The following is a 14,618-nucleotide window of genomic DNA, read 5'->3' on the forward strand; positions in this document are numbered from 1 at the left end:
TATAAACCTCGTTGTAATCACATTTCTACGGATTTTCACTTCGTTATTTCTCCAATATACCCGCTGCGATCAAAATAACGGTTAAAAGCCTTTTACCTGTTCCTGAATTAGCTGGATCTATTTTATATATCTTATTAAGATTTATCTGTACCTGATGATTTTAGCAATTGGTGGTGATGAAATGATAAACAATATCGATTATGCAAAGCTCGCGATGTCGTATGAACGTCACAAAGCGGAAATCGATCCAACGCTGCGCAGTCAGGTCTGGGGCTCAATACTGATGGGGCTTAGCGCTTTCTGGTGCATCGTTGCATTATTCATCTGGATTATTAGCTAAAGCAGTTTATCAGAGAAGGTTATATTTCACTTTTGTGACAAAAGGAGGTTGGTAAAATTAGCACCCGGAATTGTGGAACACGGTGGAAGAAATTATTTTCCGACTTATCAGCTTTAAATGTTAATCCATCCTGAGCTAATCATTGTCTATCCGTGATTAGCTCTTTTTCTTTTCCCGTTCAGAGAATAGGATCGGAACTTACTCAACCTCATCAAATATCTCCGCGCTGTAACACTGTTATCTTCAAAATTTCTGAACTGTATGGTTTTGTCAATTTTAGCAATTTGAGTTGTTATCAAAGTGTTATGTCAAGTTTGTGTTATCTTTAATAAAGACCCTGAGGAGTTCAGGGCATGCATCCCTGTGATAAAGGAGGAGCTATGTCGTCAACACTACGAGCAGCCAGTAAGGATACGCTACAGGTCAAAGACAAAACCTACCATTACTACAGCCTGGCGCTGGCCGCTAAACAACTGGGCGATCTCACCCGACTGCCCAAATCCCTCAAAGTTCTGCTTGAAAACCTCCTGCGCTGGCAGGATGGTGACTCGGTGACGGAACAAGATATTCAGGCGCTGGCCGGCTGGCTGCAGAAAGCGCATGCCGACCGCGAAATAGCCTATCGTCCGGCGCGCGTATTGATGCAGGATTTTACCGGCGTACCGGCGGTGGTCGATTTAGCCGCCATGCGTGAAGCGGTAAAACGGCTGGGCGGCGATACGGCAAAGGTGAATCCGCTCTCGCCGGTTGACCTGGTGATTGACCACTCGGTAACGGTGGACCGTTTTGGTAATGAAAACGCCTTTGAAGATAACGTGCGCCTTGAAATGGAGCGGAACCACGAACGTTATGCTTTCCTGCGCTGGGGACAGCAGGCCTTCAGCCGCTTTAGCGTTGTGCCGCCGGGAACCGGGATCTGCCACCAGGTGAACCTTGAATATCTCGGCCGTGCCGTGTGGAGCGAACTACAGGATGGCGAATGGGTGGCTTACCCGGATACGCTGGTGGGTACCGATTCGCACACCACCATGATTAACGGTCTGGGCGTATTAGGGTGGGGCGTCGGCGGGATTGAAGCGGAAGCAGCGATGCTTGGGCAGCCGGTATCCATGCTCATACCTGATGTCGTCGGTTTCAAGCTGACCGGTAAACTGCGTGAGGGGATCACCGCGACTGACCTGGTGCTGACAGTGACCCAGATGCTGCGCAAACATGGTGTGGTTGGCAAGTTCGTAGAATTCTACGGCGACGGTCTCGACTCGTTACCGCTGGCCGACCGGGCAACCATTGCGAATATGTCGCCAGAATATGGCGCGACCTGCGGCTTCTTCCCGATCGATGCGGTAACCCTCAGCTATATGCGCCTGAGCGGGCGCAGCGAAGAGCAGGTGGCATTGGTTGAAGCTTATGCCAAAGCGCAGGGGATGTGGCGCCAGACGGGCGATGAGCCGGTATTCACCAGCACCCTGGCGCTGGATATGGGTACGGTTGAGGCCAGCCTCGCCGGGCCGAAACGGCCGCAGGACCGCGTCGCGTTGGGCGATGTGCCGAAAGCGTTTGCCGCCAGCAACGAACTGGAAGTGAATCAAACGCAAAAATCGCGTCAGCCGGTTGATTATACTCTCAATGGGCAACGCTATTCGCTGCCGGAAGGCGCGGTGGCGATTGCGGCAATCACCTCATGTACCAATACTTCCAACCCGAGCGTGTTAATGGCCGCCGGCCTGCTGGCGAAGAACGCCGTTGAGCGCGGCCTGAAACCGCAGCCGTGGGTGAAAGCCTCGCTGGCGCCGGGTTCGAAAGTGGTTTCCGATTATCTGGCGCATGCCGGTTTGACGCCTTATCTCGATGAATTGGGCTTTAACCTCGTAGGGTATGGTTGTACAACCTGTATCGGTAACTCCGGGCCGCTGCCGGAACCTATCGAAGAGGCAATTAAAAAAGGTGACCTGACCGTGGGGGCGGTGCTCTCCGGTAACCGCAACTTCGAAGGTCGTATCCATCCGCTGGTGAAAACCAACTGGCTGGCGTCGCCACCGCTGGTCGTGGCCTATGCGCTGGCTGGCAATATGAACATTGACCTGACCCGTGAACCGCTTGGGGTTGGTAAAGACGGTAAGCCGGTGTTCCTGAAAGATATCTGGCCGAGCGGCGAGGAGATTGCTCGCGCGGTGCAGCAGGTTTCCACCGAGATGTTCCGTAAAGAATATGCCGAAGTCTTCGAAGGTACCGAGGAGTGGAAAGCTATTCAGGTAGACCGTTCCGATACCTATCGCTGGCAGGATGACTCTACCTATATTCGCCTGTCGCCATTCTTTGATGAGATGGGCGTTGAGCCGAAACCGGTAGAAGATATTCACGGCGCGCGGATCCTGGCGATGTTAGGCGATTCGGTGACTACCGACCATATCTCTCCGGCAGGAAGTATCAAGGCAGACAGCCCTGCAGGACGCTATTTGCAGGAGCACGGCGTGGCGCGCGCCGATTTCAACTCTTATGGTTCACGACGTGGCAACCATGAGGTGATGATGCGCGGTACCTTTGCCAATATTCGTATCCGTAACGAAATGGTGCCGGGCGTGGAAGGGGGGATGACGCGTCATTTACCAGACACGCAGCCTGTTGCTATCTACGATGCGGCTATGCTGTATAAAGCCGAGGGTACGCCTCTGGCGGTGATTGCCGGTAAAGAATATGGTTCAGGTTCCAGCCGCGACTGGGCGGCAAAAGGGCCGCGTCTGTTGGGCGTGCGGGTAGTGATTGCCGAGTCCTTCGAGCGTATTCACCGCTCCAACCTTATTGGCATGGGGATATTACCGTTGGAGTTTCCGCAAGGCGTGACGCGTAAAACGCTACAGCTGACCGGCGAAGAGCGGATCGATATCAGTAACCTGCAGGCGCTGCATCCTGCGGCAACGGTTCCAGTCACCATCACCCGCGCCGATGGACAGCAGGAGGTCATTCAGTGTCGCTGTCGTATCGATACCGCGACTGAACTTACCTACTATCAGAATGACGGCATTCTGCATTATGTGATTCGTAATATGCTGTAAAAGAAAGGGCCAGCGAATGCTGGCCCTGATTCATTCTGGAGCTGACTTATTTATTCAGCAGATGCCCCATCTTGGCCGCTTTGGTATCCAGGTAGTGTTCGTTTTTCGGGTTACGGCCGACGATGAGCGGAACGCGTTCGACGATATTGATTCCCGCCTCGGTCAGAATTTCGACTTTCTTCGGGTTGTTGGTCAACAGTCGAACCTGCTCAACGCCGAGCAGTTTGAACATATCGGCGCACAGCGTAAAATCGCGCTCATCGGCGGCAAAGCCTAGCTGGTGGTTGGCTTCGACGGTATCGTAACCTTGATCCTGAAGCGCGTAGGCGCGAATTTTATTCAGCAAACCGATATTTCGGCCTTCCTGACGATGATAAAGCAGGATCCCGCGCCCCTCTTCAGCGATGTGCGACAGCGCCGCTTCCAGCTGAAAACCGCAATCACAACGCAGACTAAAAAGGGCATCGCCCGTCAGACATTCTGAGTGTACGCGAGCCAGTACCGGGGCTTGCCCCGAAATATCGCCATACACCAGCGCGACATGATCCTGCCCGGTTGCCAGTTCTTCAAAGCCCACCATCAGGAAATCGCCCCAGGGGGTTGGCAGTTTGGCTTCTGCCACACGTTTAAGCTGCATGTGATTCTCCAGATTCTGACAGCACCTGAATGTGCTTTCTGTTTACTACTATTTTGCCACAACGCCGCGACGTTCTCCTAATTACCAACGACCGCCTGCGCGGAAAGCGCACAAACGATCTACTTTCCGTTATGATATTCAGAAGGAAAGAGAAGGAGATATGATGCTGTTGATTGCCAAAAGGACCGCCATCGGGGCGGCGCTATTGCTTGTTATGCCCGTTATAGTCTGGCTCTCCGGCTGGCAGTGGCAGCCGGGTCAAGCCCCGGCCATGTTGAAAATGTGGTACTGGGTGACTGAAACCGTCACCCAGCCGTGGGGAATAATTACTCATGTAGCGCTATTTGGCTGGTTTTTGTGGTGTTTACGGTTTCGTCTGCGCGAAGCGCTGGTGCTGTTTCTCATTCTCGGCGCCGCCATCCTGGCAGGTCAGGGGCTTAAATCCTGGATCAAAGAACGGGTGCAGGAACCACGGCCATTTGTGATTTGGTTAGAAAGAACCCAACAGGTACCGGTGGCGCAATTCTATGAGTTAAAACGTAAAGAACGCGCTAAACTGGTGCATGAGCAATTGGCTGAACAACAGACAATACCGGGATTCTTGCGTAAACACTGGCAAAAAGAGACCGGTTTTGCCTTTCCGTCCGGCCATACCATGTTTGCCGCCAGTTGGGCGCTGCTGGGGGTAGGACTGTTGTGGCCACGTCGGCGCTGGGTGACTATCGGCCTGCTGTTGGGATGGGCTACTGCGGTCATGGGCAGCCGTCTGGCGTTAGGCATGCACTGGCCGCAGGATCTTATCGTGGCGACCAGCCTTTCCTGGCTGCTGGTTACCGCGGCGACCTGGCTCACGCAGCGTTTTTGCGGCCCGTTAACCCCGCCTGTCGAAGAGGCGACGGATATCAAAAAACGCGCAACCTGACGCCGTTTATGTTGAATTTCGCGACACCTGGCCGCATATCATGACGGGTGTCATGCTTTTCCATTTCACCACTGCGGTGAAAATGATACTTTATAGGGCTTGAACGCGTTTTACTCGCGCAACCCACAGAACGGGAAGTCATGTGAAATATTTACTTATTTTCTTACTGGTGTTAGCTATCTTCGTCATCTCTGTGACGCTGGGTGCGCAAAACGACCAACTGGTCACGTTCAACTATTTACTCGCGCAGGGTGAATTCCGCATCTCCACGTTGCTGGCGGTGTTATTCGCTGCCGGGTTTGCGATTGGCTGGCTGATTTGCGGCCTGTTCTGGCTGCGGGTTCGTGTATCGCTGGCGCGCGCCGAACGTAAAATTAAACGCCTGGAGCAGCAGATCGCGCCAGTGACCGTAGCGCCTGCTGATGCCGGCGTCCCTGCGGTCAAGGAATAACCTTCTATGCTGGAGTTGTTGTTTCTGCTTCTTCCCGTTGCCGCTGCCTATGGATGGTATATGGGGCGCAGGAGCGCACAACAGTCCAAACAGGACGATGCTAGTCGCCTGTCGCGTGATTACGTGGCCGGGGTCAACTTCCTGCTGAGCAATCAGCAGGACAAAGCCGTAGATCTGTTCCTCGATATGTTAAAAGAGGATACCGGCACCGTTGAAGCCCACTTGACCCTTGGCAACCTGTTTCGTTCGCGTGGTGAAGTCGACCGCGCCATCCGCATTCACCAAAGCCTGATGGAGAGCGCCTCGCTCACCTACGATCAGCGCCTGCTTGCCGTCCAACAGCTGGGGCGCGATTACATGGCCGCCGGCCTGTACGATCGCGCGGAAGATATGTTCAAGCAGTTGGTGGATGAAACCGACTTCCGCCTGGGCGCGCTACAGCAACTGCTACAAATTTACCAGCTAACCAGCGATTGGCAGTCCGCGATTGAAGTCGCCGAAAGGCTGGTAAAATTGGGCAAAGAAAAACATCGCAGCGATATCGCCAACTTCTGGTGTGAGCTGGCGCTGCAGCAGATGGCCAGTAACGATCTCGATAAAGCAATGACGCTGCTGAAAAAAGGCGCGTCAGCGGACCGTAACAGCGCCCGCGTCTCGATTATGATGGGGCGCGTGTGGATGGAAAAAGGCGACTACGCGAAAGCGGTAGAAAGCCTGGAACGGGTGATTGGCCAGGATAAAGAACTGGTTGGTGAAACCCTGGAAATGCTGCAAACCTGTTATCAGCAGTTGGGTAAGCATGAGGAGTGGGAAGCGTTCCTGCGCCGCTGTGTCGAAGAGAACACCGGGGCGACCGCGGAGCTTATGCTGGCGCAAATTATCGAGCAGCAGGAAGGCGCCGAGGCTGCACAGAGCTATGTGACTCGCCAGTTGGAACGACACCCGACGATGCGCGTGTTCCATAAACTGATGGACTACCATCTTAATGAGGCGGAAGAAGGGCGCGCGAAGGCGAGCCTGGGGGTTCTGCGCAACATGGTTGGCGAGCAGGTGCGGAGCAAACCGCGTTACCGCTGCCAGAAGTGCGGTTTTACTTCCCACACCCTGTACTGGCACTGCCCGTCCTGCCGTTCGTGGGCGACTATCAAGCCGATTCGCGGCCTTGATGGCCAGTAACATATAAAAAAGCCTGGCTTTAGTTACAACATACTTATCTGTATTTTACCGTACCCGCTTCTGTTACCACGTGCCCGCTTTTGTCTGTAGCCGGGCAAAACCAGCCTGTCATTTTCCCTACTTCGCAGGTAGAATGCTGCCCGTTTACCTTTTTTGCGCCGTGCAGGCGCTCATCAACAATTAAGGTCCGGTCATGACGTCTACTGCTAGCTCTTCTCCTCGCGTTATCACATCTTCTCCCGTGGTTGTTGCGCTTGATTATGATAACCGCGATAAGGCGTTAGCCTTTGTTGATCGAATCGATCCGCGCGATTGCCGGTTGAAGGTAGGTAAGGAGATGTTCACGCTGCTGGGCCCGCAGTTTGTTCGCGACCTGCATCAGCGCGGCTTTGAAGTATTCCTCGACCTGAAGTTCCACGATATCCCGAACACCACCGCACGCGCGGTCGCCGCCGCCGCAGAGCTTGGCGTATGGATGGTAAACGTCCACGCTTCCGGCGGCGCGCGTATGATGACTGCCGCCCGCGAGGCGCTGCTGCCGTTTGGGAAAGAGGCGCCGTTACTGATAGCGGTCACCGTACTGACCAGCATGGAGGCCAGCGATTTACAGGATCTCGGTATTACGCTTTCTCCAGCCGATCATGCTGCTAAACTGGCGGCGCTAACCAAACGCTGTGGTCTCGACGGCGTCGTCTGCTCAGCGCAGGAAGCCGTCCGCTTTAAACAAGAGTTAGGACAAGAATTTAAGTTAGTTACCCCAGGGATCCGCCCCACAGGCAGTGATGCTGGCGACCAACGCCGGATTATGACTCCGGAACAGGCGCAGCAGGCGGGGGTTGATTATATGGTAATCGGCCGACCGGTTACCCAGTCAGCCGATCCGGCTGCAACGCTTGCGGCGATCAACGCGTCGCTGAAATTGGAGGCGTAATGAGCGATTCTAACAGCCGCCTGGTTTACTCTACCGATAGCGGGCGTATTGAAGAGCCGAAAGCGGCGCCGCAACGTGCGAAAGGCGATGGTATCGTGCGCATTCAACGCCAGACCAGCGGGCGCAAAGGGAAGGGCGTCTGCCTGATTACCGGTATCGATCTCGATGATGACGCGCTGGCGAAGTTGGCCGCTGAGCTGAAAAAGAAATGCGGCTGCGGCGGTTCACTCAAGGACGGAGTGATTGAAATTCAGGGTGATAAACGCGACTTGCTGAAATCACTGCTGGAAGCCAAAGGGATGAAAGTGAAATTAGCGGGTGGCTAAGATAATTTCTGCGAAATAAACAACAAGGCCACGGTATTTACCGTGGCCTTAATTATTTGTAGATGCGTGAGTCAGTAACTACGAAATTATTATTAATTTAATACGCGGGGTGGTTATTTACCAACCTGGTGGCCAATGATGCCGCCAACCGCTGCGCCGCCCAGGGTGCCCAGGGTGCTACCGTCGGTTAATACCGCGCCGCCCAGTGCGCCGGCGCCTGCGCCGATTGCGGTGTTACGGTCGCGTTTAGACCAGTTAGAGCAAGCGCTCAGGGACATTACTACAGTAACCGCCAGTACGGCCGCAGCCATTTTTTTGCTCATCGAAGTCATCATTTTATTCTCCTGAATAATCTATTCATGGATACAACTTCCTTTAAGCATAGCAACTGACTATGACTTGAGGGTTATTCCATGAAACTTAAGTTGCGCAGGTGTTGCTCTAATCACGCAGGTGATAGTCACTTCCTGTTATATCGCTAATAATAATTCTACTTATTTTAAAATTTAACGTCAGGTAAAAAATCTTAATTGCAGGTCAGAATACTCTCAGACACAGAGGGGCTGCCAACGCCATTCCTGGGCGCTGGCGGAAGCGATCAGGCGGGGTTGACAATATCGAGGGTTAAACCGCTTGCGCAGAGCTGCTGGCGAATAGTTTCGCTCAGGTTATTGTCGGTGATGACGCGATTGAAACGGGCAATCGGGCCCAGTGGATAAGGATGCACGACGCTGAATTTCGAACTGTCGCTGAGCACAATAGCTTCGCACTGTTTTTCCAGCACTGCGTTAACCACATCGGCGCGCATCATGTCGCGGCCGGTAAAACCAGTTTCACTCTGCCAGCCGTCAACGCCGATAAATGCCTTGCTGAAGTGCACCTGCTGGATGCATTGACGGGTTAACGGGCCAACCATGCTTTCACTGCGTTTCTGATAAATGCCGCCCAGCAGAATGACCTCACCCGGCGTTTCCTTGAGTAAATGCGCGATATAGCTGCTGACAGTGATAATAGTGATATCGCCGCGTTCCGCCAGCGTACGGGCCAGCAGGGCGTTTGAACTACCATTTTCGATGAACACCGTCTCTCCGGCCGCTACCAGCGACGCCGCACGCGCGGCGAGTTCACGCTTAATGGCAAAGTTGGTCATCATGCGGGTTTCGACGTCTTCGCTATCAAGCGGTACGGCAAAGCCGTGGGTGCGGCGCAGATAGCTTTGCTTTTCCAGCGAATTCAGATCCTGACGAATAGTGACTTCGGAGACACCGGTCATCCTGGCCAGATCGGCAACGCTCATGCGGCCTTTATCGATGACCATTTGTAAAATACTTTGTTGTCGGGCGTTCATAGCTACATCACAGTTAGAGGTCTATACGGCGCCCAGCAGGCCTTCGGGCGTGCTGGGGGACAGGAATGAATCAGATTTCCCACGGCGCTTTCGTTTGCCCTGAGTCCTTCTCTGGCTCGTCGTGAGACAACGCCTGCAGCTCGGCTTTGAGGATCTCCAGGTTATGGATAGCCGAGTGATAATCTCCGGCAACCAGAATATCCAGCACGGTATCGATACGTTGGGCGAGCAGGCGGGCATTCAGATCAGACATAGCATTATCCTGGTTACAAAAATGAATGAAATCAATGATGCAAAAAACGACTGCAAAAGAGAAGCGAAAAAAACGCACATCCTTGCGCAGCTGGCGATATTCACTCAAAACGAGAAATGTATGGCCCCTGGGCAGGGGCCATAAAAGCGTTACGCCGCCGGACGGGCGATGACGCTGCGGGTTTCCATACGGACTTCAGCGATAGTCACGTCGATAACATCGGTGACTTTATAAACGACTTCACCTTTAATCTGTACGGTTCCGTTCTCCTGGCTGCAAACCAGTTCATCGCGTACCGCGTGCAGGAAAGGTGCCGGGATAAAGGCGACAGCGCCGTTATCAACCAGGCGTACGCGCATGCCGCCGCGGCTGACATCAATGATTTCTGCCGCATAACGGGTATCGGTTCCGGCTTTATCGTTGAGGAAGCGAGCGTACAGCCAATCTGCGACGTCGCGTTCCGCCATACGGTTCAGACGACGACGTTCCGCCATCTGCACGGTGACATCATCCTGCGGGCGGCCAATGGTCTCGCCTTTAATGATGGCCTTTAACAGACGGTGGTTGATCATATCGCCGTATTTACGGATTGGCGAAGTCCAGGTCGCGTAAGCTTCCAGCCCAAGGCCGAAGTGTGGGCCCGGCTCGGTGCTAATCTCAGCGAACGACTGGAAGCGGCGGATGCGGCTATCAAGGAAACCTGAAGGCTGGGCATCCAGTTCGCGGCGTAGTTTACAGAAACCTTCGAGCGTCAGGACTTCCTGCGGATCAACGTGTACATCGTGCGTTTTTAGCAGCGCGGCCAGTTGCTCGGTGTTAGCCGGGTCGAAACCGGTATGCACGTTATATACGCCGAAGCCGAGGTTATCGCGCAGCACGCGTGCCGCGCAGATATTAGCGGCAATCATTGACTCTTCAACAATGCGGTTGGCGATGCGGCGAGGTTCGGCAACGATATCCAGTACTTCACCTTTCTCACCCAACACGAAGCGATAATCAGGGCGGTCTTTGAACACCAGGGCGTGGGTTTGACGCCATTCGCTGCGGCGTTGGCAGACTTCCTGCAGCAGTTTGATTTGCTGCGCGATAGCGTCATCGGCAGGTTGCCAGGCGCCGATATTTTCCAGCCAGTTGGAGACGTCGTCATAAGCCAGTTTGGCTTTTGATTCGATGGTCGCGGCGAAGAATTCGATATTATCTTCAATGGCGCCGTCGGCTGCCAGGGTCATGCGGCAGGCGAGCACCGGGCGCACTTCGTTGGCGCGCAGCGAGCACAAATCATCAGACAGTTCGCGCGGCAGCATCGGGATATTAAAGCCCGGCAGATAGTTGGTGAAGGCGCGGATTTTCGCCGCGTTGTCCAGTTTGCTGCCCTCGGCAATCCACGCCGTCGGATCGGCGATAGCGACGGTCAGCAGCAGTTTACCGTCGTCGGCGCGCTCGACATATAGCGCATCGTCCATATCTTCGGTGCTGGCGCTGTCGATGGTCACGAACTCAAGCGCCGTCAGATCGCGACGTTCCAGTCCTTCATCGAGCATCTCGGTAGCAACGCCATTCGGCGCTTCTTTTTCCAGGTTATGACGCGCCAGCGTCACCCACCATGGCACGAAATGATCGTCGCTAAAGGTGATGAACTGCGTTAATTCGGCATAAAATCCGCGGTCGCCTTTCAGCGGATGGCGACGCATTTCAGCCACCGCCCAGTCACCCTGTTTGAAGTCGTGTTCAACGCCACGCGCGGCGCGGCAAGGGATGGCGTCTTTCAGCAGCGGATGATCAGGAACAATAGACAGGCGATCGTCTTTTTTCTGCACTTTACCGACAAAACGGGTCAGGAAAGGCTCAACCAGCTCTTCCGGCTCGGCGCTTTCACGTTCTTTTTCCGTATGGACCACGGCGATAATACGATCGCCATGCATCACTTTTTTCATTTGCGGCGGCGGAATGAAGTAGCTTTTCTGCGAGTCGACTTCGAGGAAGCCAAAACCTTTTTCCGTACCTTTAACGACCCCTTCAACGCGCGGAGTCTGGGAATGCAATTGCTGTTTAAGCTGCGCTAGCAGCGGGTTGTCCTGAAACATAATTAGGTTTTTTCGTGGCTAAAAGAGCGGCTGACATTTTTACGCGAATATGCCTGCCTCAGCAAGCGCTGTTTCAGCATTTTACGTCGCTTGACGTACCTCGCCGAGGGCGATTTTAAGCCGGTTCAGCCAGCCGCAGAGGCCGCACCACGCCAGCAGATTGATAGCCTCAATGCGGGAAAGCCCATATTCAGTGAGGGGAGTTAGCTGTGCGGCGCTAAAACGGTCCGGCGCACGGGTCAATAGCTGCGCCGCCTGCAGGAAAACGTGTTCCAAAGAATGGCTTTGCGCCCAGCGCTGAATCGTTCGTTCATCGCCGCGCAATGCTTGCAACAATCCGTTATCAGCTGTCCAGCGCGCTGCCCAGGCGTTAAAACAGCTGACGCTACCGTTGATTCGCGCCGCCAGCAACGCCGCCATTGTGCTTAAGGGCTGCGCAGAGTTATCCAGTTCAGTTAGCAGTTGATGCAGCAGCGCTAACGCCCCTTCATCCGTTGCCAGAATAGGGGCGAGAGGCTGTAGGCCGGGATGACGGTGCCATGCGGCGAGCCTTGCTTGCCTATCGTCATTGGCGTAACGCAGGTCGGCATCATCGATATCCGCAGACCACTCTCCTGTCACGTCCGTGAAGCGTTCTGACGGGGCATCTTCCTGCTGCGGCATACCCGGAAGCCAGCGTACCGGTTGTCCGAGCGCGGCCTGAAAGGCAGCTACCGCGCGGGCCTGAAAGCCCACGAAACCAATAATCTGGTTAATTAACACAATATCGCGGCTGGTCAGTCCGACCTCATCAAGCTGGCGGCGGGAGACCTCGTTGATAACCGAAGGGGAACTGGCTAACTGGCGTGCGTACTGGGTAATCTGCGCCAGTCGGCGATTACTCTCTCGTGAGGAGTCAGGGCCCGGCAACGGCGCCAGACGCGCGGCATAGTGGTTACATAAGCGCTGTACGCCGTAGACCTGAGCGACGGTCAGGGCGGTGCTGAGACGGTCGTAGGCGCTGAAGGTTTGTAATCGGGTTACCGTGACGCTGTCCGGGAAAAGTACCTTTGCCAATTGACGCGCGGGCGCCAGCCAGCCTTCATGTGGGTGGCTGACATCGGCTGCAAGCGACAGATCGAGCAAAAAACGGTCATCAACGTCAGCGGCTTCTGGCACCAGAGGAAGAACCTCGACCGGGCTGTTGGTTGACTGGGTCTCGTGATACCAGTGGTTTTTGCCATACACGCGGCGTTGCTCCATGGGCGTTCCTTGTTCGGTAGGTGGCGAACCGCCGTTTCGCGGTACCTCTATGCGCAACTATCCTGGCGTAACCCTGAAGCAGGAGAAAATATTGATACGTACTAATAAATAGCGGATTGGAATAACAGAGGAAAAGCGTAGGTAGAGAGGGGGAGGAGAGATCCTCCTCACCGGGGTGAGGAGGATAAGGAACTTATTTCAGTTCCAGTTCGTTCATCGCAGCGATGTTAAAGCCGCCGTCAACGTGAACGACTTCGCCGGAGATACCCGCAGACAGGTTAGAGCACAGGAAAGCCGCGCTGTTGCCGACGTCTTCGATGGTGACGGTGCGACGGATCGGGGTGACCGCTTCGCAGTGCGCCAGCATTTTACGGAAATCTTTGATACCGGATGCCGCCAGGGTGCGGATCGGACCGGCGGAGATGGCGTTAACACGAATACCTTCCGGACCCATCGCGTTCGCCATATAGCGGACGTTGGCTTCCAGAGACGCTTTCGCCAGACCCATAACGTTATAGTTCGGGATCGCGCGCTCAGCGCCCAGATAGGAGAGGGTCAGCAGCGCGGAGTTCGGGTTCAGCATCGCGCGGCAGGCTTTCGCCATCGCCACGAAGCTGTAGGCGCTGATGTCGTGGGCGATTTTGAAACCTTCGCGAGTTACGACATTGACATAGTCGCCATCTAACTGGTCAGCCGGCGCATAACCGATAGAGTGCACGAAACCATCAAATTTCGGCCATACTTTCTCAAGCTCAGTGAACAGCGCGGTGATGCTTTCGTCTTCAGCCACATCGCACGGCAGCACAATGTTGGAACCCAGCGCAGCAGCAAACTCTTCTACGCGGCCTTTCAGTTTTTCGTTCTGATAGGTGAATGCCAGTTCAGCCCCTTCACGGTGCATTGCTTGCGCAATACCGTAGGCGATGGACAGTTTACTGGCCACGCCAGTGATCAGAATGCGCTTACCGGAAAGAAAACCCATAGCTTTAATCCTTATCGTTATTGCTTATTTTTACTCTAACAATCAAAAGGTTAACGTTGTTATTTCAAAATAACTCAAATTTAGCCGGGAATTATATCCCACTGAAGACCCCTTGTGTCACGATTTTTTGTGTCGCCTGTCGCAAGGCAGCGCGTAATGATAAATGCGCTCGCTACAGTATATCACCGGATAATCACTGTGTTTTAGCGACAGATCCCAACGCGTTGCCGAAATTTCTGCGGTTAACGGCGCACGATCGTGGTGAGTAAAAGCAGGGCGTCCGTCGTTAGCGGCGCGAGTTCGCCCGGCGCTTGTTGGCACCAGAAAATACCCGATTGCGCTTCATATTGCCGTTCACCAAGTTGCCAGCGCCCCTGTAATACCCACGCGACGCCTTCGTCGCCGGGAGTCTGTACATCGTCCACGACCCGTACCTCGGCGGCGGCGCGACTGCGCTGGGTCATGATATTAAAGTCGAGACCGCGCTCGCGGATCCCTTCGCTACGCAGCGGCCACTCGCCGGCAAAAGCCCAGGGTTGCCACAACGCTAAAGGGTGATCGATAGCTTCGCCTTTCAGGCGGAGCGGTTGCCCGTTCAGCAGGGTAATGACCCGATCGACGCCGGGAAAGCAGGAAAACGGACCATCATTTTGCAGAGTGGCAATGCTGGCTCGCCATAAAAAAGGGGCATCAGGTGAAGGCACACAGACTATCTCACGGGTCTCGCCTGCGCCATTTTTCCAGGGTGTGACGGGCAGAGTGGATAGTTGGACGGGAACGATCATGAGCGGTACACCTCGGTTAAGCGCTGCCTGCGCAGGCGTTAATCAACGTTATTGTTATGGTTTTGTTACTTTTTGCAATACAAAGAAT

Annotated in this window: 15 protein-coding genes; 7 read left to right on the forward strand and 8 right to left on the reverse strand. The window is 54.3% G+C overall.

The features are described 5' to 3' along the window. Positions 1-181: 181 nt before the first annotated feature. Together ABLV66_RS10575 and acnA are read left to right on the forward strand one after the other, a co-directional pair. A complete protein-coding gene (locus tag ABLV66_RS10575) occupies positions 182-340 on the forward strand; it encodes a YmiA family putative membrane protein (RefSeq protein WP_348876431.1) in 159 nt (52 codons plus the stop codon). Between the two features lie 380 nt (positions 341-720). Next, on the forward strand, positions 721-3,393 hold the full coding sequence (gene acnA / locus ABLV66_RS10580) for an aconitate hydratase AcnA (RefSeq protein WP_213292472.1): 2,673 nt from the start codon (positions 721-723) through the stop codon (positions 3,391-3,393). A gap of 46 nt (positions 3,394-3,439) precedes the next feature. Here acnA and ribA read toward each other — a convergent pair whose 3' ends face one another. Then, entirely contained in the window at positions 3,440-4,030 is a 591-nt protein-coding gene (gene ribA, locus ABLV66_RS10585; RefSeq protein WP_015366227.1) for a GTP cyclohydrolase II, read from the reverse strand. A gap of 163 nt (positions 4,031-4,193) precedes the next feature. Between ribA and pgpB the strand changes: the two genes are divergently transcribed. The 5 genes from pgpB (at position 4,194) to yciH (ending at position 7,836) form a co-directional block, all read left to right on the forward strand. Next, complete coding sequence (gene pgpB / locus ABLV66_RS10590; protein WP_045393152.1) at positions 4,194-4,952, forward strand: phosphatidylglycerophosphatase B; 759 nt, start codon at positions 4,194-4,196, stop codon at positions 4,950-4,952. Positions 4,953-5,094: 142 nt separating this feature from the next. Further along, on the forward strand, positions 5,095-5,403 hold the full coding sequence (locus tag ABLV66_RS10595; protein ID WP_045374686.1) for a LapA family protein: 309 nt from the start codon (positions 5,095-5,097) through the stop codon (positions 5,401-5,403). 6 nt (positions 5,404-5,409) lie between these two features. Further along, positions 5,410-6,579 (forward strand): lipopolysaccharide assembly protein LapB, encoded by a 1,170-nt coding sequence (gene lapB, locus ABLV66_RS10600; protein ID WP_045374683.1) that lies wholly within the window; start codon positions 5,410-5,412, stop codon positions 6,577-6,579. Positions 6,580-6,772: 193 nt separating this feature from the next. Beyond that, the gene (gene pyrF / locus ABLV66_RS10605; RefSeq protein WP_045393148.1) at positions 6,773-7,510 is read left to right on the forward strand and encodes an orotidine-5'-phosphate decarboxylase; all 738 of its coding nucleotides are present in this window, start codon (positions 6,773-6,775) and stop codon (positions 7,508-7,510) included. Beyond that, positions 7,510-7,836 (forward strand): stress response translation initiation inhibitor YciH, encoded by a 327-nt coding sequence (gene yciH, locus ABLV66_RS10610; RefSeq protein ID WP_015705734.1) that lies wholly within the window; start codon positions 7,510-7,512, stop codon positions 7,834-7,836. Before pyrF ends, yciH begins: the two co-directional genes overlap by 1 nt. A gap of 113 nt (positions 7,837-7,949) precedes the next feature. Here yciH and osmB read toward each other — a convergent pair whose 3' ends face one another. The 7 genes from osmB to ABLV66_RS10645 all read right to left on the reverse strand — a co-directional run bounded on the left by osmB (position 7,950) and on the right by ABLV66_RS10645 (position 14,530). Next, complete coding sequence (osmB, locus tag ABLV66_RS10615; protein ID WP_032688354.1) at positions 7,950-8,168, reverse strand: osmotically-inducible lipoprotein OsmB; 219 nt, start codon at positions 8,166-8,168, stop codon at positions 7,950-7,952. Between the two features lie 266 nt (positions 8,169-8,434). Beyond that, positions 8,435-9,184, reverse strand: coding sequence for a DNA-binding transcriptional regulator YciT (yciT, locus tag ABLV66_RS10620; RefSeq protein ID WP_045393144.1), 750 nt, complete (start codon positions 9,182-9,184; stop codon positions 8,435-8,437). A 70-nt stretch (positions 9,185-9,254) separates the two neighbouring features. Then, a complete protein-coding gene (locus ABLV66_RS10625; RefSeq protein ID WP_045393142.1) occupies positions 9,255-9,437 on the reverse strand; it encodes a YciZ family protein in 183 nt (60 codons plus the stop codon). Positions 9,438-9,586: 149 nt separating this feature from the next. Beyond that, entirely contained in the window at positions 9,587-11,521 is a 1,935-nt protein-coding gene (locus tag ABLV66_RS10630; protein ID WP_047045001.1) for an exoribonuclease II, read from the reverse strand. A gap of 81 nt (positions 11,522-11,602) precedes the next feature. Next, entirely contained in the window at positions 11,603-12,763 is a 1,161-nt protein-coding gene (locus tag ABLV66_RS10635) for a carboxymuconolactone decarboxylase family protein (RefSeq protein WP_047044995.1), read from the reverse strand. Positions 12,764-12,956: 193 nt separating this feature from the next. Beyond that, entirely contained in the window at positions 12,957-13,745 is a 789-nt protein-coding gene (fabI, locus tag ABLV66_RS10640; RefSeq protein WP_045393136.1) for an enoyl-ACP reductase FabI, read from the reverse strand. Between the two features lie 242 nt (positions 13,746-13,987). Next, positions 13,988-14,530 (reverse strand): HutD/Ves family protein, encoded by a 543-nt coding sequence (locus ABLV66_RS10645; RefSeq protein ID WP_348876430.1) that lies wholly within the window; start codon positions 14,528-14,530, stop codon positions 13,988-13,990. Positions 14,531-14,618 lie beyond the last annotated feature (88 nt).

Source organism: Klebsiella sp. CN_Kp073 (assembly GCF_040065495.2).
GTDB classification, from domain to species: Bacteria; Pseudomonadota; Gammaproteobacteria; order Enterobacterales; family Enterobacteriaceae; genus Klebsiella; species Klebsiella aerogenes.